The sequence below is a fragment of the Allobosea massiliensis genome (assembly GCF_042655245.1).
GTDB classification, from domain to species: Bacteria; Pseudomonadota; Alphaproteobacteria; order Rhizobiales; family Beijerinckiaceae; genus Allobosea; species Allobosea massiliensis.
Window position 1 is genome coordinate 1 of the sequence record NZ_JBHSLU010000002.1, and the last position, 22,291, is coordinate 22,291.

22 protein-coding genes and 1 pseudogene are annotated in these 22,291 nt (G+C 68.9%); 6 read left to right on the forward strand and 17 right to left on the reverse strand.

Features of this window, described 5'->3' with window-relative positions:
* Positions 1–351: 351 nt before the first annotated feature.
* From ACFPN9_RS00015 to trmFO, 5 genes and pseudogenes are all read left to right on the forward strand, one after another.
* Positions 352–423, forward strand: a pseudogene (locus ACFPN9_RS00015) (hypothetical protein); the annotation flags it as partial.
* Between the two features lie 1,124 nt (positions 424–1,547).
* The gene (locus tag ACFPN9_RS00020) at positions 1,548–1,874 is read left to right on the forward strand and encodes a hypothetical protein (RefSeq protein ID WP_066721234.1); all 327 of its coding nucleotides are present in this window, start codon (positions 1,548–1,550) and stop codon (positions 1,872–1,874) included.
* Positions 1,875–2,182: 308 nt separating this feature from the next.
* The gene (locus tag ACFPN9_RS00025; RefSeq protein WP_245282322.1) at positions 2,183–2,689 is read left to right on the forward strand and encodes an invasion associated locus B family protein; all 507 of its coding nucleotides are present in this window, start codon (positions 2,183–2,185) and stop codon (positions 2,687–2,689) included.
* Positions 2,690–3,089: 400 nt separating this feature from the next.
* Positions 3,090–3,245: a DUF1127 domain-containing protein gene (locus ACFPN9_RS00030; RefSeq protein WP_082732703.1), complete on the forward strand. Its 156-nt coding sequence runs from the start codon at positions 3,090–3,092 to the stop codon at positions 3,243–3,245.
* Between the two features lie 167 nt (positions 3,246–3,412).
* The gene (trmFO, locus tag ACFPN9_RS00035) at positions 3,413–4,819 is read left to right on the forward strand and encodes a methylenetetrahydrofolate--tRNA-(uracil(54)-C(5))-methyltransferase (FADH(2)-oxidizing) TrmFO (protein ID WP_377814854.1); all 1,407 of its coding nucleotides are present in this window, start codon (positions 3,413–3,415) and stop codon (positions 4,817–4,819) included.
* A gap of 7 nt (positions 4,820–4,826) precedes the next feature.
* Here trmFO and ACFPN9_RS00040 read toward each other — a convergent pair whose 3' ends face one another.
* The 5 genes from ACFPN9_RS00040 to yajC form a co-directional block, all read right to left on the reverse strand.
* Positions 4,827–5,720, reverse strand: a complete 894-nt coding sequence (locus tag ACFPN9_RS00040; RefSeq protein WP_197426574.1) for a phytoene/squalene synthase family protein — start codon at positions 5,718–5,720, stop codon at positions 4,827–4,829.
* A gap of 126 nt (positions 5,721–5,846) precedes the next feature.
* Complete coding sequence (locus ACFPN9_RS00045) at positions 5,847–6,224, reverse strand: Mth938-like domain-containing protein (protein ID WP_066719300.1); 378 nt, start codon at positions 6,222–6,224, stop codon at positions 5,847–5,849.
* A gap of 14 nt (positions 6,225–6,238) precedes the next feature.
* Complete coding sequence (gene secF / locus ACFPN9_RS00050) at positions 6,239–7,186, reverse strand: protein translocase subunit SecF (protein WP_066719299.1); 948 nt, start codon at positions 7,184–7,186, stop codon at positions 6,239–6,241.
* A 30-nt stretch (positions 7,187–7,216) separates the two neighbouring features.
* A complete protein-coding gene (gene secD / locus ACFPN9_RS00055; RefSeq protein ID WP_066719297.1) occupies positions 7,217–8,827 on the reverse strand; it encodes a protein translocase subunit SecD in 1,611 nt (536 codons plus the stop codon).
* 55 nt (positions 8,828–8,882) lie between these two features.
* Complete coding sequence (yajC, locus tag ACFPN9_RS00060) at positions 8,883–9,158, reverse strand: preprotein translocase subunit YajC (RefSeq protein WP_066719313.1); 276 nt, start codon at positions 9,156–9,158, stop codon at positions 8,883–8,885.
* Positions 9,159–9,476: 318 nt separating this feature from the next.
* On the opposite strand from yajC, the gene ACFPN9_RS00065 reads away from it, so the two are divergent.
* The gene (locus ACFPN9_RS00065) at positions 9,477–10,364 is read left to right on the forward strand and encodes an ATP-binding protein (RefSeq protein ID WP_066719295.1); all 888 of its coding nucleotides are present in this window, start codon (positions 9,477–9,479) and stop codon (positions 10,362–10,364) included.
* 255 nt (positions 10,365–10,619) lie between these two features.
* Here ACFPN9_RS00065 and ACFPN9_RS00070 read toward each other — a convergent pair whose 3' ends face one another.
* From ACFPN9_RS00070 to ACFPN9_RS00125, 12 genes are all read right to left on the reverse strand, one after another.
* Positions 10,620–12,029, reverse strand: coding sequence for a LysM peptidoglycan-binding domain-containing M23 family metallopeptidase (locus ACFPN9_RS00070; protein WP_245282323.1), 1,410 nt, complete (start codon positions 12,027–12,029; stop codon positions 10,620–10,622).
* Between the two features lie 117 nt (positions 12,030–12,146).
* Positions 12,147–12,833: a protein-L-isoaspartate O-methyltransferase family protein gene (locus ACFPN9_RS00075; protein ID WP_245282324.1), complete on the reverse strand. Its 687-nt coding sequence runs from the start codon at positions 12,831–12,833 to the stop codon at positions 12,147–12,149.
* A gap of 155 nt (positions 12,834–12,988) precedes the next feature.
* Positions 12,989–13,750, reverse strand: coding sequence for a 5'/3'-nucleotidase SurE (gene surE, locus ACFPN9_RS00080; RefSeq protein ID WP_066719287.1), 762 nt, complete (start codon positions 13,748–13,750; stop codon positions 12,989–12,991).
* Between the two features lie 137 nt (positions 13,751–13,887).
* The gene (serS, locus tag ACFPN9_RS00085) at positions 13,888–15,192 is read right to left on the reverse strand and encodes a serine--tRNA ligase (RefSeq protein WP_377814859.1); all 1,305 of its coding nucleotides are present in this window, start codon (positions 15,190–15,192) and stop codon (positions 13,888–13,890) included.
* A 224-nt stretch (positions 15,193–15,416) separates the two neighbouring features.
* Entirely contained in the window at positions 15,417–16,241 is an 825-nt protein-coding gene (tatC, locus tag ACFPN9_RS00090) for a twin-arginine translocase subunit TatC (RefSeq protein WP_066719281.1), read from the reverse strand.
* Positions 16,238–16,729 (reverse strand): Sec-independent protein translocase protein TatB, encoded by a 492-nt coding sequence (gene tatB, locus ACFPN9_RS00095; protein ID WP_066719280.1) that lies wholly within the window; start codon positions 16,727–16,729, stop codon positions 16,238–16,240. The genes tatC and tatB overlap by 4 nt, the downstream gene beginning before the upstream one ends.
* A gap of 44 nt (positions 16,730–16,773) precedes the next feature.
* Positions 16,774–17,016, reverse strand: a complete 243-nt coding sequence (locus tag ACFPN9_RS00100) for a twin-arginine translocase TatA/TatE family subunit (protein WP_066719277.1) — start codon at positions 17,014–17,016, stop codon at positions 16,774–16,776.
* 68 nt (positions 17,017–17,084) lie between these two features.
* Positions 17,085–18,128, reverse strand: coding sequence for an ABC transporter ATP-binding protein (locus tag ACFPN9_RS00105; RefSeq protein WP_066719305.1), 1,044 nt, complete (start codon positions 18,126–18,128; stop codon positions 17,085–17,087).
* Between the two features lie 232 nt (positions 18,129–18,360).
* Complete coding sequence (gene scpB / locus ACFPN9_RS00110) at positions 18,361–19,038, reverse strand: SMC-Scp complex subunit ScpB (protein ID WP_066719275.1); 678 nt, start codon at positions 19,036–19,038, stop codon at positions 18,361–18,363.
* Positions 19,035–19,865, reverse strand: a complete 831-nt coding sequence (locus ACFPN9_RS00115; protein WP_066719272.1) for a segregation and condensation protein A — start codon at positions 19,863–19,865, stop codon at positions 19,035–19,037. Before ACFPN9_RS00115 ends, scpB begins: the two co-directional genes overlap by 4 nt.
* 59 nt (positions 19,866–19,924) lie before the next feature.
* The gene (nagZ, locus tag ACFPN9_RS00120) at positions 19,925–20,935 is read right to left on the reverse strand and encodes a beta-N-acetylhexosaminidase (protein WP_066719271.1); all 1,011 of its coding nucleotides are present in this window, start codon (positions 20,933–20,935) and stop codon (positions 19,925–19,927) included.
* 168 nt (positions 20,936–21,103) lie between these two features.
* Positions 21,104–22,198, reverse strand: a complete 1,095-nt coding sequence (locus ACFPN9_RS00125; RefSeq protein WP_066719269.1) for a TRAP transporter substrate-binding protein — start codon at positions 22,196–22,198, stop codon at positions 21,104–21,106.
* Between the last annotated feature and the right edge of the window lie 93 nt (positions 22,199–22,291).

The window sequence follows — 22,291 nt, forward strand, 5'->3', positions numbered from 1 at the left end:
GCTTCACCCGCACAAGGCGCTGGGATACCGTTCACCGCGAGAGTTCATCGCTGACCGTTCAACCGCGGAGGACGTGTCCGGTCTTTGAGGGGCAACAACAACTGCGCGAAACCGGTATAATTTCCGATGACGTTTCTATTGGCGCGGACGGACCCGCCTAAGAGGGAAGCGTCCGTGGAGGGTGCCATGACCAGGACCACGCGCAACATCTTCGACCAGCCGTCCTTTTGAGGTCACGAGCAAGCGTCGGAAGTCCTACCCGTCCGAAACCCGCGTGAAGCGCGGCGTCCGCATCGTCCATGGCGATGTCGAACGTGCCAAGAAAAGCTCGGCCGCAACGACCTCTGCGTCTGCGGCTCCGGGCGCAGATTTCAAGAAGTGCTGCATGCCCAGCGGCCGTTTCGACGGCTCCGACCGGGATGACTACTTTCAGGGAGTGATGCCACCGCCGTCATGGTCGGGCTTGTCCCGACCATCCACGCCTTGCGACGCTGGGGGCAGGCGACCGCCGACGGCGAAGCGCGAACCCGGTCGATCCCGCGCAAAGGCGTGGATGGTCGCCACAAGGGCGACCATGACGGAAAGAGCGCGGGGAACCCCTCTCCCGCATCGAAGTCGGCTGTTGCCGACTTCGACACTCTGAGTGCTGATCTCGGGCAGGCCCGAGATCAGTGAGAGGGGCAGGGGTGAGGGCCCGCCGCTGGACCGGCGGGGTGCAAACCCAACGACGGCGGCGGTGAGGACACGGCCACGGTGTCGAAGGGCCGACACCTCTCCCTGCCCTCTCCTGACGGGAGAGGGTTCCCCGCGGTGTCCGCGCCCGGTCCGGAAGCGACCCTGCATTGCGCGTCGCGGCTGCGGCGAGGCGCGCTTCCCTTCTCCCCTCGGGGGAGAAGGTGGATCGGCGAAGCCGAGACGGATGAGGGCAGACCGGGTGAGCGGGGTGGCGCGGGCGTCGGTGCAGCGGCGCCGCCCTCATCCGCCCCTGCCGGGGCACCTTCTCCCCCGAGGGGAGAAGGAAAGAGGCGTCGCGGCCCTGCACAAACTTATCCCCGCCCTCCCCGCATCCCCCATACTCCCCTCGCCCATTACCCAAACGGGGCGGCCATCCGGAGGTGTGCCAGTGGCTGGGTGACGGGTCGGCGCCTGCGGGTGGAGTCACGATCCACTCCCGGGAGGCTTCGGGGCACCGCCCTGGGGACAATACGATCCCTGTGCGAGGAGCTCGCTGGAACGGTCGCATCGCATCACGCCTTCGTCCCATGCCGGACGGCGCGACAACCCGATGAGGGGAACTGGCGCCCGAGGGCTCGCGGCGGAGGATGGCCTTCGACCCGATAAGCGCGGCCCGGAGCCCAAAATCGCCGAAGGCGGAGCGCCGGGGGGCGTGCGACGGGTGGCTCAATCCCGCCGCGCCGCGACCTGGCTCAACGGTTGCGGACCTCGACCCCAGCGCCCCGCGGCGCTCCGCCAGCCCCGTTCGATCACCGACGCTGCAACAGCGGGCGGGGGCTGGCGCGCGCCCCCCTCCCCGCAGGGAGACGATCATGACCCGCAAGGAACCCTCCGGCTTCTCGCCCGAGCACATCGCCAATTTCCACCGCACCCAGCAGATCCGCCGCGATCTCCTCAAGAGGCTGGGCGACATCCTCGAGGTCTGGCGCGACTGCACCGACAAGGCCTGCCAGCGCGGCCGCAGCTGCAAGCGCAGCGACGCCGCCTGCCTCCACGGCTTCATGGGGGCCCTGCCCGACCAGGACCGCCGCCTCGCCGGCTACATGATCCAGAACGGCGCCGCCGGGCTCTCCCCCGACGCCGCGCTGGCGCAGGCGCAGGCCCGCGTCGCCGCCGAGATCGCGCAGGATGGCGGGTGACCCATTCCCGTGCCCCCTCCCCGTCATCCCGGGCGCAGCCCTCGGGTCCGATCTAAGATCGGCCCAAGGATAAACTCCGCGGAGACCCGGGATCCATTCCGGAGCGCCGGGTCGGACAGGTTCCGGAATGGATCCCGGATCAGCGCCGCTGACGCGGCTTGTCCGGGATGACGGCGTTGGGGGCGAGGCGATGGGGTCGACAGGCCCGCCCCGGAATGACGGGACGCGCCGAACCAGCCGCCCGCCATGGTCACGCCTCGTTAACCGCTACCTTCCCACCCTGCCCGCTTCACCCGAAAGGAGACAGGATGACGATCCTCGCCACCCGTGCCGCCCTCATCGCCGCCGCGCTCGGCCTCGCCCCCCTGCCGGCCGTCGCCGCCACCGCCACCCCGCTTGGCCAGTTCGGCAGCTGGACCGCCGCCGCCTTCGGCGAGGGCGAGGCGCGCAGCTGCTACATCCTCGCCACGCCCGCCAGCGCCGAGCCCGCGAGCTTGCGCCATGGCGAGGTCTATTTCTTCGTCAAGGAGGCCGAGACGCCGCAGGCGACCGAATCGAGCCTGCAGGCCGGCTATGATTTCGAGGACGGCTCCGAGGTCACCGTCACCATCGGCGACGAGACCTTCCGCATGATCACGAAAGGCAGCCATGCCTGGCTGCGCCGGATCGAGCGCGAGCCGGAGCTGCTGGCGGCGATGCGCGCCGGCCGCGTCATGGCGCTGGAGGCGCGCTCCGCCCGCGGCAATGCGACGAGCTATGAATTCTCGCTCGCCGGTGTCACTGCTGCATCGCGGCATCTGGCCCATTGCGAATGAGACCCCGCCGGGCGGCCGATTCGCGCCGCCCGGCCCGTTTCCGGACCCAAAGGGCATCGAGCGGCGCGAAACAGGGTGAATCAGCGCTTATGTGCGCTGCAGCATCGTTAAGGCACTGGGGGTGCTCATCGGGGCGGCAAATTGGCCTGACCACCCGACCGGCGTCGCTGGAATGCACAAGGATCGGGCAGAACTCTTGCGAATCTTACCGGGTCGTTAACCGCTGGACGCGGGCGAGACGGCAAAAGTGAAGCAATTGCGAATGGTTCATGCCGAAAACGCATGACGGAGCTGACTCCATGCCTCTGTTGCGGGCGCGCTGGCTCACTTATATGCAGCGCACAACGAATTCATCGCTGTGGGCACCGACCCGCTCCGGAAACTTAGTAGGATTGCCACCATGTTCGTCACCATGATCGCCGCCAAGATCCGCGCCTATCTGCGCTATCGCGAGACCGTTCGCGAGCTCTCCCGCCTGACCGACCGCGAGCTCGACGATCTCGGCCTGTCGCGCACCGAGATCCCCTTCGTCGCCCGCACCCACGCGGCCGTCTGAAGCGGCTTTCGCCCCGCTGAGGCGGGGTGCCGAGTAGTCTCTCCCGGAGCCGCGATACTCCCTCGCGGCGACCGGTCGCAGAGCGAATGCCCGCCGCAAGGCGGGCATTTTGCGTTTCGGGCCCCGCTTCCCTTGACGGCGGCGGCGGCGGGCGACACATCCGCGGGATGGAACCCGTTCACATCATCGGCGGCGGTCTCGCCGGCTCCGAGGCCGCCTGGCAGATCGCCCAGGCCGGCGTCCCCGTCATCCTGCACGAGATGCGGCCCGTCCGCGGCACCGAGGCGCACAAGACGGAAGGTCTGGCGGAACTCGTCTGCTCCAACTCCTTCCGCTCGGACGATGCGCTCTCCAATGCGGTCGGCCAGCTGCATTGGGAGATGCGCCGGCTCGGCTCGCTGATCATGGACAAGGGCGACGCGCATCAGGTCCCGGCCGGCGGGGCGCTGGCGGTCGACCGCGACGGCTTCTCGCAAGCCGTCACCGCCGCGCTCGAGGCCCATCCGCTGGTCACCATCGACCGCGCCGAGATCGCCGGCCTGCCTCCGGCAGAGTGGGACAGCGTCATCATCGCCACCGGCCCGCTGACCTCGCCCGCGCTCGCCGCCGGCATCCAGTCGCTGACGGGCGAGGACGCGCTCGCCTTCTTCGACGCCATCGCCCCGATCGTGCATTTCGACTCGATCGACATGGGAGTGGCCTGGTTCCAGTCGCGCTACGACAAGGCGGGTCCCGGCGGGACCGGCGCCGACTACATCAACTGCCCGCTCGACCGCGACCAGTACGAGGCCTTCATCGACGCGCTGCTGGCCGCCGAGACGACCGAGTTCAAGGAGTGGGAGGGCACGCCCTATTTCGACGGCTGCCTACCGATCGAGGTCATGGCGCAGCGCGGCCGCGAAACCCTGCGCTGGGGCCCGATGAAGCCGGTCGGTCTCACCAACAAGCACAACCCGACGGTCAAGCCCTATGCGGTGGTGCAGCTGCGCCAGGACAATGCGCTCGGCACCCTGTTCAACATGACGGGTTTCCAGACCAAGCTGAAATATGGCGAGCAGGCCGCGATCTTCCGGATGATCCCGGGCCTGCAGAACGCCGAGTTCGCGCGGCTCGGCGGCATCCACCGCAACACCTATCTCAACTCGCCGAAGCTGCTCGATGCGCGGCTGCGGCTGAAGGCGGATCCGCGCCTGCGCTTCGCCGGCCAGATCACCGGCTGCGAGGGCTATGTCGAAAGCGCCGCCATCGGCCTGCTGGCGGGCCGTCTCGCCGCGGCCGAGCGGCTCGGCCGCGAGATCGAAATCCCGCCGGCGACGACGGCGCTCGGCGCGCTGGTCAACCACATCACCGGCGGCCACATCGTCACCATCGACGAGGGCCCCCGCTCCTTCCAGCCGATGAACATCAATTTCGGCCTGTTCCCCCCTATCGAGGGACAGGCGACGCATGGCCCCGACGGCAAGAAGCTGAAAGGCCCGGCCAAGAGCGTCGCCCGCAAGCACGCCCTGACCGCCCGCGCCAAGGTCGAGATGGAGGCCTGGGCGGGCGGCGAGCAGGCTCAGGCGGCGGAGTAGCGCGCTTTCACCCCGCCGCGCGCGCCATCCGCCAGATTGCCCATTGCCGGCGCCAGGCGGGCAGCGTGATGATCGTGCGGTAGGGGTCGTAGCCCGAGCGCTCCATGCGCGCGAGATAGGGCTCGACCAGCGCGACCGGCAGGAAGGCCGGCATCACGGCGGAGGGCACCGTGCTGCGCAGCTCGCGCAGCTTCACCAGATGCCCGCGCGCGATGCCGCGCAGCTCCTTCAGCGTGTAGAGCACGCCCGGCCCGCCGCGCCCGCGCACGATGTCGTCGCGGGTGACGCCGTTGCGGGCGAGGATGTCGCCGGGCAGGTAGACCTGCCCCTCGGCCGCATGCCAGGGGAAGGCGCGCATCAGCCCCGTCAGCGCATAGGCGACGCCGGCATAGCCCGCAGCCGCCGCCCCGCCGGGATCGCGGCCATTGGCCAGGATGATCGAGGCCAGCCGCACCAGCGCGCTCGCGGTCTCGCCGGCATAGCCTTCGAGATCGCGCAGCGAGGGCATCGGATCGTCATAGAGATCGAAGATGCGGGCCTCGATCAGCCCGGTCAGCGGCGCGATCGGCAGGCGATAGCGGGCGATCGAGTCGAGCAGCGCGGCGGCGACGGGGTGCCCCTGCGTCTCGCCGCTCGCCTGGCCTTCCAGCAGGTCGCGCCACCACTGCATCCGGACCTCGCCGGGAAGCGGCTCGCTCACCAGCGCGCGGATGCGGGCGATCTCGAGGCTGAAGGCATAGAGCGCGAAGAGCGCGGGGCGCTGCGATTCGGGCGCGTAGAGGCAGGTGATGTAGCGGTCGTGATCCTGCTCGCGAACCATCGCCGCGCAATGCGCGTAGGCGTCCGGCAGTGCGGACGGCACGGCGTCGCTGCGGCGGTCGGTCTCGGTTGCCTGCGGCATCATCTGGCCTCGATCCGGTGCTGCCCCCAAGCCACGGTTCAGCAGTGTAGGCCGAGGCGGCGGCGGATGGCTACGCCTCACGCGACATGGGCGCCCTGAATTCCGGCGGGCATGTCGGTCCTGGGTTCAGTCGACCGCGATCAGGGCTGCGGCCACGCGCCGCTCTTCCGCGACGAGTACATTGTAGGTTCGGGCGGCCGCCCCCGTGGCCATGCCCTCGACCGTGACCCCGCGCTCCTTCAGCAGGGCGCGCCAGTCATGCGGAATGAAGGCGATGTCGGCGCCGGTGCCGATGAGCAGGAAGTCGATGCTCTCCGCTTCGTCCAGCACCGGCTGGAAGGCCGCGGGCGTGACGTCTGCAAAGCGCAAGACCGGCCAGATCCGGATGCCGGACGGCAGCGCCAGCACCGAGCCCCGATGGCTCATCCCGGCGAAACGGAAGCCGCCCGCGCCGAAGGCGTCGAGCTGGTGGCGCCCGGGAACGAATCCGTCGAAGCGGCTCATGCCGGCCGCGCGGCTCAGCTCTTGGCGCCGGCGGCGACCTTCTCCTCGGCACCCTCCGGCCGCGAAACCCCGGCGCGGACGTCGAGATAGAGCAGGACCGGCGTCGAGATGAACATCGCCGAATAGGTGCAGACCACCACGCCGAAGAGCATGACCAGCGCGAAGCCCTCGATCGCCGTGCCCCCGAACAACACCAGCGCGATCAGCGCCAGCACCGTCGTGGTCGAGGTGATGGCGGTGCGCGACAGCGTCGAGTTGACCGAAAGATCGAGCAGGTCGGGGATCGGCATGGTCTTGTAGCGACGCAGCAATTCGCGCGTGCGGTCGAACACCACGACGGTTTCGTTGAGCGAATAGCCGACGATGGTCAGGATCGCCGCGATCGAGGTCAGATTGAACTCGAGCTGGGTGATCAGGAAGAAGCCCATCGTCAGCACGATGTCGTGCAGCGTGCCGAGGATCGCGCCGATCGCCAGCTGCATCTCGAAGCGGAACCAGAGATAGATCAGCACGCCGATGATCGCGAGCACGACGCCCAGCGTGCCGGCCTGAACCAGCTCGCCAGAGACGCGCGGGCCGACGGTCTCGACACGGCGGAAATCATAGGTGGCCGAGAAAGCCTCGCGCGCCTTGACGACGACCTGCTGCTGCGCCACCTCGCCGCCCGGCTGCAGCGCGAACCGCATCGAGATCTCGCCGCCGGAGCCGAACTCCTGCACCTCCGCCTCGCCGAAGCCGAGGCCGTTCGCCGTCGCACGCACCGAAGCGATCTCCGGCTTGCCGGACTTGGCCTGCATCTCGATCAGCGTGCCGCCGCGGAAGTCGATGCCGAAATTGAGGCCGACCGTCAGGAACAGGAACAGCACCAGCAGCGAATAAGCTGCCGAAAACGGATAGCTGAACCGCCGGAAGCGGACGATCTTGAAACGGGTACCGTCGGGAACGATGCGAAGCAGACGCATGCGCTGATCTCCTTGAACAGTTGGCTTGCGTCAGAACGGAAGGGTCTTGGGACGGGCCCAGCGATACCAGAGCGCGATCAGCATCCGCGTCAGTGTCACCGCGGTGATGACCGTGGTCAGGATGCCGAGGATGAACACGACCGCGAAGCCGCGCACCGGGCCGGAGCCCAGCGCAAACAGCGCCAGCGCCGCGATCAGCATCGTGACGTTCGAGTCGATGATGGTCGCGAAGGCGCGCTGGAAGCCGGCCTCGAGCGCCGAGACGAGCGAGCGGCCCTGATGGGCCTCCTCGCGCATACGCTCATAGATCAGCACATTGGAGTCCACCGCCGTGCCGATGGTCAGCACGATGCCGGCGATGCCCGGAAGGGTCATCGTCGCGCCCAGCACCGACATCAGCCCGAAGATCAGGCAGACATGGACGAGCAGCGCGATCGAGGCGATCAGGCCGAACACGCCATAGGTCCCGATCATGTAGAGGATCACCAGCACGGTGGCGATCAGCGTCGCCATCTTGCCGGCCTGGATCGAATCCTGACCCAAGCCCGGGCCGACGGTCCGCTCCTCGACGATCGTCATCTTCGCCGGCAGCGCACCGGCGCGCAGCAGGATGGCGAGGTTGTTGACCGCCTCGACCGTGAAATTTCCGGAGATCTGGCCCGAGCCGCCGGTGATCGGCGACTGGATGACCGGCGACGAGATCACCTTGTTGTCGAGCACGATCGCGAGCGGACGGCCGAGATTCTCCGTCGTCGCCTGGCCGAAGCGCTGCGCGCCGCGGATGTTGAAGCGGAAATTCACGATCGGCTGCGAGGTCCGCGAATCGAAGGCCGGCTGGGCGTCGATCAGATCCTCGCCCTCGACGATAACGCGCCGCTCGACCGGCACCAGCGAGCCGCCGGCATCCTGCGAGGGCAGCATGTCGACGTCGCCGCCCTGGCCGTCGGCAACCATGCGGAACTGTAGCTTGGCGGTCTGGCCGAGAATGTCCTTCAGGCGCTGCGGATCCTGCAGACCGGGCACCTGCACGAGAATGCGGTCGAGACCCTGGCGCTGGATGTTGGGCTCCGTGGTGCCGAGCGCGTCGACACGGCGACGCAGCACCTCCATCGCCTGCTCGACGGCGCGGCGCACGCGCTCATTGGCGCCGGCCTCGGTGACATTGAGCTGGATCAGTCCGTCAGGCTGCTCCGCAACTTCGATCGACATGTTGCCAGAGGGGCCGAAGGCGCCGAGCGTCCCGATCGGCTGCGCCAGTTCGCGGAGCTTCGGCAGGAGTTTGGCCCGATCGGCCGCATCCGGCACGCGCAGGCTTACGCCGCGCGCCGTCATGCCGATGCCGCCCTGGAAGCTCACCCGCTCCTCGCGCAGGATGCGGCGCACGTCATCGCGCAGCTGCGTCACCTGGCTGCGGACGAGATCGGCACGGTCGATCTCGAGCAGGACATGCGAGCCGCCCTGCAGGTCGAGACCCAGCACGACGGCGTGGATCGGCAGCAGGATGCGCGGAATCCAGGACGGAGCGCCCTGCTCGATCGCCTTGCGCGTCTCGGGCGAGAAAAGGTTCGGCAGGGCGAAGCCGCAGCCGAAGAGCAGAACGAGCAGGACGACGATGACCTTGCGGGTCTGGAAACGGAGCATCTGCGGGTAACGCCTTGTTGTCGCGCGCCGGCCCCTCGCGGAGCCGCTGCGCGGTTCAGCTCTTGACCGGCTCGCCCTTGGCGCGAACGTCGGTGATCATGCCCTTGACCAGGCGAACCCGGACGCCCTCGGCGATCTCGGCTTCGATCTCGCCATCGTCGATCACCTTGGCCACCTTGGCGACGATGCCGCCCGAGGTGATCACCGTGTCGCCGCGGCGCACGTTCTTGACCATCTCCTGATGCGCCTTCACGCGCTTCTGCTGCGGCCGAATGATCAGGAACCACATGATCACGAAGATCAGCACGAAGGGGACGAGCGAGATCAGCATGTCGGTGGAACCACCGGCACCGGCGGCTTGGGCGAAAGCGGGGGTGATCACGAAACGGCTCCTTCATCGCGGCGGCGCAGGCGCCCCCGGCCGCGGGGCGCGGCGGATTTCGTCACAGGCCTTAAAAAATCGCGCGGACTATAGCCAGAGGCGCCGTTAAATCAATCGGACGCGCCCGGCCGGCTCGCGGCGCTCCTCACCTATGGGCTCGCCGCAGTTCGCGCAATGGCCTTGCGCTCCGAGCCGACGAACCGCTAACGCTGCAAGGCACCGTACCCTCCGTTACGGCTCCGCGCCGAGTTGCCCGAAGGCCCGCCCATGACCGTTGCGACCGAGACCCAGACCGACCCGACGCTGGCTGCCCTGCTGCGCATCGCCGCGGCGCTGGAGCGCATCGCCCCGCCCGCCCGCAAGCCCGCCGATCTGACGCTCGCCGACGCCTTCGTCTGGCATCCCGCCGGCTCGGAGCTCGCCCCGGTCGCCCGCGTCAACCGCGTCGCGCTCGGGCTGCTGCGCGGCGTCGATCGCGTTCGCGACACGCTGGCCGAGAACACGGAGCGTTTCGCCCGCGGCCTGCCGGCCAACAACGTCCTGCTCTGGGGCGCGCGCGGCATGGGCAAGTCCTCGCTGGTCAAGTCGGTCCATGCCGACACCAACAGGCGCCTCGCCGGCCAGGCCCTGCCGCTGAAGCTGATCGAGATCCACCGCGAGGACATCGAGAGCCTGCCGGTGCTGATGGGTCTGCTGCGTCCCGACGCGCATCGCGCCATCGTCTTTTGCGACGATCTCTCCTTCGACCGCGACGACACCTCCTACAAGTCGCTCAAGGCGGCGCTGGATGGCGGCGTCGAGGGCAGGCCCGGCAATGTCGTGTTCTACGCCACCTCCAACCGCCGCCATCTGATGCCGCGCGACATGATGGACAATGAGCGCTCGACCGCGATCAACCCGGGCGAGGCGATCGAGGAGAAGGTCTCGCTCTCGGACCGCTTCGGCCTCTGGCTCGGCTTCCACAAATGCAGCCAGGACGAGTATCTGGCGATGATCGACGGCTATGTCGGCCATTTCGGCCTGGCGATCGACCCCGAAACGCTGCGCCACGAGGCGCTGGAATGGGCGACGACCCGCGGCTCGCGCTCCGGCCGCACCGCCTGGCAGTTCATCCAGGATCTGGCGGGGCGCCTCGGCAAGCCGCTGGACGAGTAATCGCCAGCCGGCGGGGCCGTCATGGTCGGGCTGGTCCCGACCATCCAAGCCTTCATTCGTCGAGGGCCGTGTTCAAGACGTGGATGCTCGCTACAGGGGCGAGCATGACGCGGCTGCCTGACGTCCGCTGGTCGGGTCAGGCCCGACCCTGACGTTGGCCAGACAAAAAAGTGGCGGGGCGGCCTTTCCTGGGACCGCCCCGCCCTGTTCCGACCGGTGGGGTCTCGCGGAGACCGGTCGAAGGTGAACTCTTGATCAGTTGTTGAGGTAGGGCGTCGGATCGACCGGCGCCGAGCCCTTGCGCAGCTCGAAATGCAGCTGCGGCGAAGAGACGTTGCCCGTCTGGCCGGAGCTGGCGACCACCTGGCCGCGCTTGACCGTGTCGCCGCGCTTCACCTTGAGCTCGCCGTTATGGGCGTAGGCCGAGACATAGCCGTTGGCGTGGCGGATCAAGACGAGGTTGCCGTAGCCTTTCAGCTCGCTGCCGGCATAGGCGACCGTGCCGCTCTCCGCCGCCTTCACCGGCGTGCCTTCCGGCACGGCGATGTTGATGCCCTCATTGCCACCGCGACCGCTGAAGCCGGCGATGACGCGGCCGCGGGCCGGCCAGCGAAAATCGGCCTTCTCGCCGGCCTCCTCCGCCTTTGGCAGACTGGCGGTGGTGGTGGGCTCGGCCTCGCTCCTGGGAGCGGCCTTGGGCTCGGGAGCGGCGGGCGCCGTCGCGACGACGACCGGCTTGGTCTTCTCCGGCGCCGGAGCGGCGGCCGTCTTGGCCGGCTGGGCTTCCAGCTTGGCGGCCGGCTTCTCGGCGACGACCTTGGCCGGGGCCGCCGGCTTGGCAGCGGGTGTCGGGACGGGAGCCGCAGCGGCCGTCGTGTTGGCGCGGGCCGCAGCCTTGGCCTTGGCCTCGGCGGCGAAGCGGGCGCGCGATTCGCGCATCGCCAGCGCGTCGGCCTCCGCTTTCGCCTTGGCTTCGGCGGCGGCTTGGGCCTTGGCCTCGGCCGCAGCCTGCGCCTTGGCGCGAGCATCCTGCACCGGCGTCGCAGGGCGCACGGGAGCAGCCGCCGGCGCGGGACCGGTCACGAAACGGGATGCATCGGAGCGCGTCTCGGCAGGAGCCTGCGCCATCTGCTGGCGCGGAGCCGCTGCGGCCGGAGCCGGAGCGGCCGAACCGGCGGCGTTGTAGACCGGGATGGTGATGCGCGTGCCGGGCGCGACATTCGGGCTGGACAGGCCATTGGCCGAGATCAGCGCGGCGCGCGGCACGCCATAGCGCGAGGAGAGCGTGTCGAGCGTTTCGCCCTGAGCGAGGACCACGGGCGTACCGCCCTGGGCCGACCAGCCATTCGCACTGCCCGCCATGGGCTGCGGCGCGGCGGCGCGCAGCGCGACGGCCGATTGCGGCGGCGGCAGAGGCTGCGAGCGCACGGCCGCCGTGGCGGGAGCAGGTGTCGCATAGACCGGCGTGTTGACCGAGCGACCGATCGAGCCGGTCGTCGCAGGGTCGCGAGCCGGGGCCTGCGCCGTCTTGAACGGACTGTCGAAGGGGGTGTCGGTGAAGCGCATCGCTTCAGAGGAGCAGGCGCTGAGAGCGAGCGCCAGCAGGCACGCCGTCGAAGCGCGCAGGGCGAGATGGAACGAAACCGATCCGGCAGGGCTACGCATGGAACTGGCACTCGCAAACGACGCAACTCGATTGCCAGCATTAAAACCGCGTTCAGGTTACGAAAGCGTTTCGCGCCGCGACTCGGCGTTTGCTTTTTGACCGGTCGACCGCCGCGATCAGAGTGCCCGCGCGAGGCCGGCCACCAGTGGCGGGAGGCGCACCGCCGGCCCCGGCGCATGGTCGAAGCTGCCGTCCGGCAGCCGCATGACGACGACGCGCCGCGCCGCGCCCTCGACGCGCATCGCCCCGACGAGGCGCCCGCCCGGCGCGAGTCGCGCCAGCAGCATCTCGGGAATCACCGGCGTGACGCCATTGACCAGAATGCGCTCGAATCGCCCGAGCGTCCGGTCGGGCTGCAGCCCATCGGCCTGGCGCAATTCGATCTCGCGGGCGAAGCCGCTGCCGGCGATGCGCTCCTGCGCCGCCAGCGCCAGCGTGCGGTAGCGCTCGAGCGAGACGACCTGCGACCCCATCGCCGCCAGCAGCGCCGTGACATAGCCCGAGCCGGTGCCGATCTCGAGCACGCGCGACCCCGCCTGCAGATCGAGCGCGGTCAGCAGCGCCGCGACCGTATGCGGCGCCGTCATCGTCTGGCCGCAGGGCAGCGGCACCGAGACGTCCTGCCGGGCAAGATCGGCGAAGCGCGCCGGCGCGAAACGCTCCCGCGCCACCTTCTCCATGGCGCGCAGCACGGCGAGATCACGCACGCCTTGCGCCCGCAGCGACAGCAGGAAGGCGACGGTGCGCTCGCCCTCGCTCGCCGGCCGCTCCTCGGTCATGGCGTCGCCCTCGCCGTCGGTCATGGTTCAGTCCGCGCCTGTGGACATTGCAACCACGCCGTCATCCTGGGCGACCGAAGGTCGACCGGGATCCATCGGAGGTCGCAGGGCTCTACGATGGATCCCGGCCTTCCGCTTCGCTCCGGCCAGGATGACGGCGCGGGTGAGGGACGCGTCGCTCAAGCAAACACCCGCGCGAACCGCGTCAGCGTCGGCTCATGGGTCAGGTCGAGTTCCAGCGGCGTCACCGAGATCTTCTTCTCCGCCAACGCGCGCAGATCGGTGCCGTTGGCCGGCTCGGTGCGGCCGCGGGCGAAGGCGATCCAGTAATAGGGGTTGCCGCGCCCGTCCTGCCGCGGCTGGAGCTGCATCAGCTCCTGGTCGCGCCGCCCCTGCACCGTCACCGCCACGCCCGCGACCTCGTCGGGCGCGACATTCGGGAAGTTCAGGTTGAACAGGATCTCCTTCGGGATGCCCTCCTCGAGTAGCCGGCGGATGATGCTAGGGGCATGCTGCTCGGCGCAGTCCCAGCGGATGTTCTCGCGTCCACCCGGCCCATAGCCCTGGCTGACCGCGATCGAGGGGATGCCGAGCAGCGTGCCCTCCATCGCGGCCGCGATCGTGCCGGAATAGGTCACGTCCTCGGCGACGTTCTGGCCGCGATTGACGCCCGAGAGCACGAGGTCCGGCCGGTTTTCGATCATGATCGAGCGCACCGCCATGATCACGCAATCGGTCGGTGTGCCCGCGACGGCGAAGCGCTTCTCGCCGACCTGGCGCAGGCGCAGCGGGTTCGACAGCGACAGCGAATGCGCCACGCCCGACTGGTCGGTCTCGGGCGCGACGACCCAGACATCGTCGGAGAGCTGCGCCGCGATGCGCTCCAGAACCGCCAGCCCCTCGGCATGAATGCCGTCGTCATTGGTCACGAGAATGCGCATGTCAGAGGTCTTTCATCGACGAGGAGGATTCCCGGCAGGAGGCGTCATTCTCGGGCGAAGCGAAGCGCAGACCCGAGAATCTCCTCCCAGGAGATGCTCGGGTCGAGCCCGAGCATGACGCTGGTAAGACAGCGCACTCACGCCTTCTCGATCTTCGTCACGCCGCGCATATAGGGCACCAGCGCGTCGGGCACGGTGATCGAGCCGTCGGCGTTCTGATAGTTCTCCATCACCCCGATCAGCGCGCGGCCGACCGCCGTGCCCGAGCCGTTCAGCGTATGGACGAAGCGCGGCGCGCCGCCCTCCTTCGGCCGGTAGCGCGCATCCATCCGCCGTGCCTGGAAATCGCCGCAGACCGAGCAGGACGAGATCTCGCGATAGGTCTTCTGGCCGGGCAGCCAGACCTCGATGTCGTAGGTCTTCTGCGAGGCGAAGCCCATATCGCCGGTGCACAAGGTCATCACGCGATAATGCAGGTCGAGCTTCTTCAGCACCGCCTCGGCGCAGGCGAGCATGCGCTCATGCTCCTCGGCCGACGTCTCCGGCGTCGTGATCGAGACCAGCTCGACCTTCTCGAACTGGTGCTGGCGCAGCATGCCGCGCGTATCGCGCCCCGCCGAACCGGCCTCGGCCCGGAAGCAGGGGGTGAGCGCGGTGTAGCGGCGCGGCAGTTCCTCCTCGGAGAGGATCGATTCGCGCACGAGATTGGTCAGCGGAACTTCGGCGGTGGGGATGAGCCAGTGATCGTCCCCGGCACGAAACTGATCCTCGCGGAACTTCGGCAACTGCGCCGTGCCGAACATGGCGTCGTCGCGCACCATCAGCGGCGGCATCACCTCGGTATAGCCGTGCTCCTCGGTGTGGGTGTCGAGCATGAACTGACCGATCGCGCGGGAGAGCCGCGCGATCTGGCGCTCCAGCACGACGAAGCGCGAGCCCGAGAGCTTGGCCGCCGTCTCGAAATCCATCTGGCCGAGCGCCTCGCCGAGCTCGAAATGCTCCTTGGGCGCGAAGTTCTGGCCGAACAGCCGCCCGCCGGCCTTTTCGGGCGCCTCGCCATGCACCGATTTGACGACATTGCCGTGCTCGTCGGCGCCGTCCGGCACCTCGTCCTTGGGCGTGTTCGGGATCGCGGTGAGTTGCTCATCGAGCGCGGCCTTGGCCGCCTTCTCCTGAGCCTCGAGCTGCGGCTGCAGCTCCTTGAGCGCTGCCACTTCGGCCTTGAGCTGCTCGGCGAGAGCCACGTCCTTGGCCCCCATCGCCTTGCCGATCTCCTTCGACAGCGCATTGCGGCGCTCCTGCGAGGCCTGGGCCTTCGCGATCGCCGCGCGACGCGTGTCGTCGAGCGCCAGCAGCGAGGCCGACAGCGGCGCGAGCCCCCGCCGCTTCAGCCCGGTGTCGAACGCCACAGCGTTCTCGCGAATCCATTTGATGTCGTACATCGTCGTCAGGCCACGCCGTCAGAGGTCGGAAAAACAGCCCGATGCTCTAGACCGGGACGGGCGCGGAGGGAACCACCTACGTCGCGCTCGCGCGCAGGCATCCCGCCCGTCATGGTCGGGCTTGTCCCGACCATCCACGTCTTCGATTGGCGAGACCTGAGTTCACGACGTGGATGCTCGGCACAAGGCCGAGCATGACGCGCACCACACTCAATAGACGATCGCTACGCGCTCGGCGCGTCCGCAGCGTCGTCGGCCGCCTGCTGCGCGGCGCGCTTCTTCTCGACATAGCCGACTGAGAAGACCGAGAGCTCATAGAGCAGGAGCATCGGCACCGCGAGCATCAGCTGCGAGATCACGTCCGGCGGGGTCAGCACGGCGGCAACGACGAAGACGAAGACGATCGCGTAGCGGCGCTTTTCCTTCAGGAAGACCGTGTCGATGATCCCCGCCTGGCCGAGCAGGGTCAGGATCACCGGGAGCTGGAAGGAGATGCCGAAGGCGAAGATCAGCGTCATGATCAGCGAGAGATATTCGCTGACCTTGGGAAGGAGCGCGATGCCGGCCTGCCCGTCGGTCGCCGCCTGCTGCATGCCGATCGAGAACTTCATTAGCACCGGCATGGCGAAGAAGAAGACCATCGCCGAACCGAGCACGAAGAAGACCGGCGTCGCCGCCAGATAGGGCGCGAAGGCCTGACGCTCGTTCTTGTAGAGTCCGGGCGCCACGAATTTGTAGATCTGCGTCGCGATCACCGGGAAAGCGAAAAAGCCCGCGCCGAAGGCCGCGATCTTGATCTGGGTGAAGAGATATTCGAGCGGCGCGGTGTAGATCAACTGGACATTGGCGCCCGGCCCGGCCGCCCAGACATAGGGCAGCACGAGGATGTTGTAGATCTGCGTCGCGAAGGCGAAGCAGATGAAGAACATCACCAGAAAGGCGATCAGCGACTTGATCAGCCGCGAGCGCAGCTCGATCAGATGGTCGATCAGCGGCGCACGGGAGGCCTCGATCTCGTCCTCGCCCTCGCGCGGATTGGCGACGCTCATGCCGCGCTCCCTTCACCGGGTTCGGCAGCCGCTGCCTTGCGCTTGCGCGGCGCCTTCGCCGGCGCGAGTTCGGACGGTTCGGCGGTCGGCTCGGGCGTGGCAGCCTCGACGACGGGCGCCGGAACAGGCGGCGCGATCTCGACCGGCGGCAGCGGATCGGGTGGCGGTAGCGCGGACAGCTTGGCCTCGGCCTCCTTCAGCGCCGCATCATCGAGCCCGGTCGAAGCCGGCATCTCGATCGGCTTGAAGTCGGTGTTCATCGCATTGGAGACCGAGCCGCCGACGTCCTCGACCTGCTTCTTCAGATCGTGGAGTTCGGCCTCGCGCATCGCCTCGTTGAACTGGCCCTGGAACTCGGACGCCATGCGCCGAATCTTGCCGACCGCCTGCCCGACGGTCCGCATCGCCTTCGGCAGGTCCTTGGGGCCGATCACGACGAGCGCGACCGCCCCGATCAGCATGAATTCGCTCCAGGCGATGTCGAACATCGACAGTCCGTCCTCTCAGCCTCCCGCAGGCGGGAGGCCAGGCCTCAGGCCTTGGTCTCGGCCTTCGCCGGCGCGGAAGGGGTGGCCTGCGCGTCGATGATCTTGGGATCGACAGGGGTCGCGGCGGTGGGCGGCGGCGGAGGCGTCTCGTCCTCGGCCATGCCCTTCTTGAACGACTTGATGCCCTTGGCCACGTCGCCCATGAGCTCGGAAACCTTGCCGCGGCCGAACAGCAGCATCACGATGACGCCGACGACGATCCAGTGCCAGATGCTGACGCCACCCATGGCGAACTCCCTCGATTCATGCGCTCGGATTGGATCGGCGACCCCGGCCCGGGCTGTTGTGGCGGAACCTATGTGTCCCCCGCGGGGAACACAAGAACTTCGTCGGTGGGAATGTCGAGCCCGACATCCTCGCCCTCGCCCAGCACTCCGGCCAGCGAGGCCCGCACCGAAAGCAGCCGGTCGAAGCCATCGACCGCGATCAGCAGGTGATCGACCTCGCCGAGGAAGCGCCGCGTCACCACCCGGCCCGGCAGGCAGAAGCCCTTGGGGACGATCCGGACCGCATGGGGCCTGATGCAGGCGACGGCCTCGCTGCCCTCGGCCAGACCCCGTGCCGGGAAGCGGCCGAAGGGCGTGTCCACCGCCCCGCGCACGACCCTGCCGGCGACCTCGGTAAAATCGCAGAAGAATCGGGCGGCAAAGAGACTGGCCGGCTGGCGATACAGCGTCTCGCCGGTGCCGATCTGAACAATCTCGCCGGCGCGCATCAGCACGATCCGGTCGGCGATGCGCATCGCGTCCTCGGGGTCGTGCGTGACGATGATCGAGGTCGCGCCGGTCTCCTGCAGCAGGGCTGCGGTCTCGTCGCGCACGACGTCACGCAGGCGCCGGTCGAGATTGGAGAAAGGCTCGTCCATCAGCAGCACGCCCGGCCGCGGCGCCACGGCCCGCGCCAGCGCGACGCGCTGCTGCTCGCCGCCTGAGAGCATGTGCGGATAGGACTGGGCCAGGTCGGCCAGGCCGACACGGGCGATCGCACGCAGCGCCGTCGCCTCCGCCGCCGTCCCCGGCACCCGGCCTTGCAACCCGAAGCGGACATTCTCCAGCACGGTGAGATGCGGAAACAGCGCATAGTCCTGGAAGACGAGGCCGACGCCGCGCCGCTCGGGCTCGACGAAGCTCTCCGGAGAGGACACGTCCTTGCCCTCCAGCAGCACGCGACCCGCGCTCGGCCGCTCGACGCCGGCGGCCAGGCGCAACAGGGTCGTCTTGCCGCAACCGGACTGGCCGAGCAGCGCCACGATCTCGCCGGGCTCGACCGAAAGCGACACGCTGTTGAGTGCCGTGACCTCGCCGAAGCGCTGGGTCACGCCGTCGAAGGCAAGCGCCATCGGGATCGCGGCCCCGGCCGTTCCCCGCCGCCCCCAGCTCAGCCAGCGCGATTTCGTCTCGTTGGCGACCAACGGATGCTCCGCCTCGTCTCTTGGAACGCGACGTCGTCCCGGGCGGAGCGAAGCGCAGACCCGGGACCCATGCCGGAACGGTTCAGGAATGGGTCCCGGGCCTGCCTTCGGTCGTCCGGGACGACGCGGCGGATGATGTGACCGCCGCCCTGTGCGGCGCTCAGCCGTTCTCGTCAAGCGGCGTGAACAGGTCGCCGAGCGGGTCCTCGTCGGCGCGCAGCTCCGGATCGTCGTCGGGAACCGGCACGGTGAGGTCGCGCGTGAGGCGCCCCTCGATGAAGCCGGAGCCCTTCAACTCCTCCAGCCCGGGCAGATCGTCGATCCGCTCGAGCCCAAAATGATCGAGAAAACCGGGAGTCGTGCCGAAGGTCACCGGACGCCCCGGCGAGCGGCGCCGCCCGCGCAGCCGCACCCAGCCGGCCTCCAGCAGGATATCGAGCGTGCCCTTGGCGGTGGCGACGCCGCGGATCTCCTCGATCTCGGCCCGCGTCACAGGCTGGTGATAGGCGATGATCGCCAGCACTTCGAGCGCCGCCCGCGACAATTTGCGCGGCGGCTCCGCCTCGGCGGCGAGCAGATAGCCGAGATCGGGCGCGGTGCGGAAGGCGTAGCCACCGGCCACGGCGCGCAGATTGACGCCGCGGGGCGCGTAGAGCGCGGTCAGCTGCGCCAGAACCTCCCCGATCGCGACGCCGGCCGGCACCGACCGCGCCAGTTCCTCGGCCGGCAGCGGCTGGGCCGAGGCGAACAGCAGCGCCTCGACCACGCGCATTGCCTGCGCGAAGGCCTCGGCCGCGCCATCGGCCTCGTCGGAAAGCGGCGTTGCGGCCTCCGTCACGGGCCGTCTCCGCCGGCCAGCGGCAGCACGGGCGGGCGCGCCGAGCGACGGCGCAGATAGAGCGGCGCGAAGGCCTCGTCCTGGCGCAGATCGAGCACGCCCTCCTTGACCATCTCCAGCATGGCCGAGAGCGCCGAGGCCCGCACCGTCGCCGCCATCTCGCGGGCGGGCAGCCCATGCGACGTCATGTAACGGGCGAGATACGGGTCGATCTGCGTCCAGTCGCCGGCCTCACCGACCAGCCGCTGCAGCGCCTCGCGCGCCTCGACCAGCGACCAGACGACGCGCTGGCCGACGGAGATGTGCCCCTGCACGCGCTTCATCCGCTGCTGCGCATAGGCCGAGAGCAGATCGTAGAGCTCCGCCTCCCAGACCGGCCTGGCTCCGGCGACGACCGCCTCGGGCGCGCCGCGCGCGAAGACGTCCTGCCCGAGACGCTCGCGCGAGGCGAGCTTTCGTGCCGCGGCCCGGATCGCCTCCAGCCGGCGCAGGCGCAGCGCCAGGGCCGTGGCGAGATCCGCCGCGCTCGGCTCCTCGCCCTTGGGCGGTTCGGGCAGCAGCAGGCGGGACTTGAGGTAGGCCAGCCAGGCCGCCATCACGAGATAGTCGGCCGCCAGCTCCAGCCGCAGCGCCCGCGCCTGCTCGACGAAGGCGAGATACTGCTCGGCCAGCGCCAGGATCGAGATGCGGTGGAGATCGACCTTCTGCCTGCGTGCGAGATCGAGCAGCAGGTCGAGTGGCCCCTCATAGCCATCGACATCGACCCGCAGCGCCGGCTCGCCGTCGCGCTCCGGGCCGTCCTCTTCGAATGGCAGTTGCGCCGCCATGGCCGGCCGTCCCCCTCCCGCCCCTGCGACGCACGCGGGGGCGCCACAGGTTCGACGCTTCAGCCGTTCAAGGCAAGCGCGCTGGCGAGCTGCGCGCGGGCGGCCTCGACTTCGAGCGGCTCGGGCTCGTGGCGGATGCGCGCCAGCGCCGTCGCGGCACGGCGGGCGCGGTCGCCCCGCATCTCCGGAACGGCCCCGGCGATCGCGACCATCTCCTCCATGATGCCGTGGCAATGCAGCACGACATCGACCCCGGCGCGGATCGCCGCGCGGGCCTTCTGCGCGAAGCCGCCCGACAGCGCCTTCATCGAGATGTCGTCAGTCATGATCAGGCCGTCATAGCCGAGCTCGCCGCGCATGATGTCGCGCACGACGGTGCGGGAGACCGTCGCCGGGTTCTTCGCATCGAGCGCCGTGAAGACGACGTGCGCCGTCATCGCCAGCGGCATGTCGGCGAGATGGCGGAAGGGCCGGAAATCATGCGCCCGCAATTCGTCCAGCGAGGCGTCGACGACGGGCAGGTCGTGATGGCTGTCGGCCTTCGCCCGGCCATGACCGGGCATGTGCTTGATCACCGGCAGCACGCCTCCCGCCAGCAGCCCCTCGGCCGCCGCGCGTCCGAGCTGGGCGACGCGGTCGGGCTCATGCGCATAGGCGCGGTCGCCGATGACGTCGTGGCTGCCGGCCACGGGCACGTCGAGCACCGGCAGGCAGTCGACATCGATGCCGACCGCCCTCAGATCATGCGCCATCAGCCGGGCGGAGAGGCGCACGATCTCCCGCTGCTGCAGCGGATCGTTGATGCCGAGGAAGGCGCGCGCCGGCGGATATTTCGGCCAGTGCGGCGGCGCCATGCGCTGCACCCGCCCGCCCTCCTGGTCGATCAGGATCGGCGCCTGCCAGCCGACCGTCTCGCGCAGCTCCGCCGTCAGCGCGGCGACCTGCTCGGGGCTCTGCGTGTTGCGCCGGAACAGGATGAAGCCCCAGGGCCGGGCCTCGCGGAAGAAGGCCCGCTCGTCCGGGGTCAGGCTCGTGCCGAGGCAGCCGGCGATGAAGGCGCGCGAGGTCATGGTCGAGGGGTAGGAAGCGCGGGCGACGCGGTCAACCCTCTGCCGTCATCCTGGGCCCGCCGCGAAGCGGCGCAGCCCGGGATCCATCGGAGGTCATCGGAGCCCCAGGATGGATCCCGGACGACCTGCGGTCGCCCAGGATGACGGTTGAGGTTTGGACGAAACGCCTCAGCGCATCTGCTGCGACATCTGCGCGTTGAAGGCGTCGAAGGGCAGTTCGGCGACGCGGAACCAGAGGTTCTCCTTCTTCCAGTACGGAAGGAAGGAATCGTAGAACGTCTTGAACTCGGCGTTCTTCGCGGCGAGGTCGGCATACATGGCGAAGGCTTCCTTGAAGGCCGCCGCCATCACCTCCTGCGGGAAGGGCCGCAGTTCCGCACCCGTCCCCGCGAGCCGCATCAGCGCATCGGGATTGCCATGGTCGTATTTGGCGACGCAGAGCGCGTTGGCCTCGGCGCAGGCCGCTTCGACGATCGCCTTGTAGGCGGCAGGCAGCGCGTTCCACTTCTCCAGGTTCACAAGGAAGCTGACATTGGCGTTCCCCTCCCAGAAGCCCGGATAGTAATAGTACTTCGCGACCTTCTGGAAGCCGAGCTTCTCGTCGTCGAGCGGCCCCGAGAACTCGACCGCGTCGAGCGTGCCGCGCTCCAGCGCCGGATAGATGTCGCCGCCGGCGATCTGCTGCGGCACCACGCCGAGCTTCGACATGATCTGCCCGCCGAGGCCGGCGATGCGCATCTTGAGGCCCTTCAAATCCTCCAGCGACTTGATCTCCTTGCGGAACCAGCCGCCCATCTGCGCGCCGGTGTTGCCGGAGGGAATCGTGTAGAGGCCCTGCTTCTTCATGAAGGCGCGGCAGAGCTCGAGACCCCCGCCGGCATAGAGCCAGGCGTTCTGCTGGCGGGTGTTGAAGCCGAAGGGCAGCGAGGTCTCGAAGGCGAAGGCCGGATCCTTGCCGATATAGAAGCTCGACAGGGTGTGGCTGCACTCGACCGTGCCGTTCTGCACGGCGTCGAGCGCCTGCAGACCGGGCACGATCTCGCCGGGCGCGAAGACCTGGATCTGGAAATTGCCATCCGTCGCCTCGGCGACGCGCTTGGCAACTTGAGTCGACAGGCCGAACAGGGTGTCGAGGCTCTTCGGATAGCTCGAGGTCAGGCGCCAGCTGATCTTGGGCTGGGACTGGGCAATGGCGGGCGCGGCGATCAGCGCGCTGCCGGCTGCGCCTGTGGCGGCGGTCTTGACGAAACGACGGCGGTCCATGGTGTCCTCCGGAAGGCTTTTCTGGTCTTCGGCCGCATCCGCCGCCCGCAGGCGGGACGCGACTCTGTCGCGGCCTCTTGCCATGAATCGCCG

What these genes read in the sequence shown, in the direction of transcription:
- ACFPN9_RS00020 (WP_066721234.1), top strand. Translation starts at nt 1,548, where the DNA reads ATGACCCGCAAGGAACCCTCCGGCTTCTCGCCCGAGCACATCGCCAAT.
- ACFPN9_RS00025 (WP_245282322.1), top strand. Translation starts at nt 2,183, where the DNA reads ATGACGATCCTCGCCACCCGTGCCGCCCTCATCGCCGCCGCGCTCGGC.
- ACFPN9_RS00030 (WP_082732703.1), top strand. Translation starts at nt 3,090, where the DNA reads ATGTTCGTCACCATGATCGCCGCCAAGATCCGCGCCTATCTGCGCTAT.
- trmFO (WP_377814854.1), top strand. Translation starts at nt 3,413, where the DNA reads ATGGAACCCGTTCACATCATCGGCGGCGGTCTCGCCGGCTCCGAGGCC.
- ACFPN9_RS00040 (WP_197426574.1), bottom strand. Translation starts at nt 5,720, where the DNA reads ATGCCGCAGGCAACCGAGACCGACCGCCGCAGCGACGCCGTGCCGTCC.
- ACFPN9_RS00045 (WP_066719300.1), bottom strand. Translation starts at nt 6,224, where the DNA reads ATGAGCCGCTTCGACGGATTCGTTCCCGGGCGCCACCAGCTCGACGCC.
- secF (WP_066719299.1), bottom strand. Translation starts at nt 7,186, where the DNA reads ATGCGTCTGCTTCGCATCGTTCCCGACGGTACCCGTTTCAAGATCGTC.
- secD (WP_066719297.1), bottom strand. Translation starts at nt 8,827, where the DNA reads ATGCTCCGTTTCCAGACCCGCAAGGTCATCGTCGTCCTGCTCGTTCTG.
- yajC (WP_066719313.1), bottom strand. Translation starts at nt 9,158, where the DNA reads ATGCTGATCTCGCTCGTCCCCTTCGTGCTGATCTTCGTGATCATGTGG.
- ACFPN9_RS00065 (WP_066719295.1), top strand. Translation starts at nt 9,477, where the DNA reads ATGACCGTTGCGACCGAGACCCAGACCGACCCGACGCTGGCTGCCCTG.
- ACFPN9_RS00070 (WP_245282323.1), bottom strand. Translation starts at nt 12,029, where the DNA reads ATGCGTAGCCCTGCCGGATCGGTTTCGTTCCATCTCGCCCTGCGCGCT.
- ACFPN9_RS00075 (WP_245282324.1), bottom strand. Translation starts at nt 12,833, where the DNA reads ATGACCGACGGCGAGGGCGACGCCATGACCGAGGAGCGGCCGGCGAGC.
- surE (WP_066719287.1), bottom strand. Translation starts at nt 13,750, where the DNA reads ATGCGCATTCTCGTGACCAATGACGACGGCATTCATGCCGAGGGGCTG.
- serS (WP_377814859.1), bottom strand. Translation starts at nt 15,192, where the DNA reads ATGTACGACATCAAATGGATTCGCGAGAACGCTGTGGCGTTCGACACC.
- tatC (WP_066719281.1), bottom strand. Translation starts at nt 16,241, where the DNA reads ATGAGCGTCGCCAATCCGCGCGAGGGCGAGGACGAGATCGAGGCCTCC.
- tatB (WP_066719280.1), bottom strand. Translation starts at nt 16,729, where the DNA reads ATGTTCGACATCGCCTGGAGCGAATTCATGCTGATCGGGGCGGTCGCG.
- ACFPN9_RS00100 (WP_066719277.1), bottom strand. Translation starts at nt 17,016, where the DNA reads ATGGGTGGCGTCAGCATCTGGCACTGGATCGTCGTCGGCGTCATCGTG.
- ACFPN9_RS00105 (WP_066719305.1), bottom strand. Translation starts at nt 18,128, where the DNA reads ATGGCGCTTGCCTTCGACGGCGTGACCCAGCGCTTCGGCGAGGTCACG.
- ACFPN9_RS00115 (WP_066719272.1), bottom strand. Translation starts at nt 19,865, where the DNA reads ATGGCGGCGCAACTGCCATTCGAAGAGGACGGCCCGGAGCGCGACGGC.
- nagZ (WP_066719271.1), bottom strand. Translation starts at nt 20,935, where the DNA reads ATGACCTCGCGCGCCTTCATCGCCGGCTGCCTCGGCACGAGCCTGACC.
- ACFPN9_RS00125 (WP_066719269.1), bottom strand. Translation starts at nt 22,198, where the DNA reads ATGGACCGCCGTCGTTTCGTCAAGACCGCCGCCACAGGCGCAGCCGGC.